The organism is Vibrio sp. 1069 (assembly GCF_033340555.1).
Genome location: NZ_JAWOWP010000429.1, coordinates 1 through 678, shown reverse-complemented (window position 1 = coordinate 678; position 678 = coordinate 1). Strand labels below are relative to the sequence as shown.

At 47.8% G+C, this 678-nt stretch carries 1 protein-coding gene; it reads left to right on the top strand.

Annotated features, from left to right (window positions below):
* A partial coding sequence (locus R7040_RS26940) for a TonB-dependent receptor plug domain-containing protein (protein ID WP_318097669.1) occupies positions 1-678 on the top strand: 678 nt, incomplete at both ends.

The window sequence follows — 678 nt, the reverse complement described above, 5'->3', positions numbered from 1 at the left end:
AGATTGAACAAAAGGGTGAAACAGAGCTTTATGATGCGCTGCGTCACGAGCCTGGGGTAAGTGTGTCGGGTGGCGCTGGTCGTCCACAAAACATCACGATTCGGGGCATGACGGGTAATCGCATTATGATCATTCGTGACGGCATTCGCTCTGCAGACGGTTTTGGTGCGAATGACAACAATGACAAAGTGGGCCGCGACACGTTCGATCTATCTAATCTTGAATCATTAGAAGTAGTGAAAGGGGCAAGCTCCTCAGTTTTGGGCTCTGGTGCCATTGGTGGCGCTGTGATTCTAAAATCCAAACAGCCGGGCGAGTTTTTAGAAGATCGTGACTTTTATGTTGACGCCACGGGCACTTATACGGGGATCAGCAATAAATACAAAGGCGCGAGCAATCTGGCATTTCGTTCTGGCGACACGGAAAGCTTAGTCAACGCGGCGTATTGGCAAGGTGAAGAGACGCGTAACTTCAGCCAAGATTTGTACAACCGCGATTTGGATGGTTACAGCGCGTCATACGCCATCAATCATTTCTTCAATGATGAAGTGATGATCAAAGCGCGTGCTGAACTCTATCGACAAGACCAACAACGTCTTGAAGGTTCGTCATCCATACAAAAAGATGGCAAGTGGCATATCGAAGACTTTGCAGAAGATGAATCGACAGAAGAATACA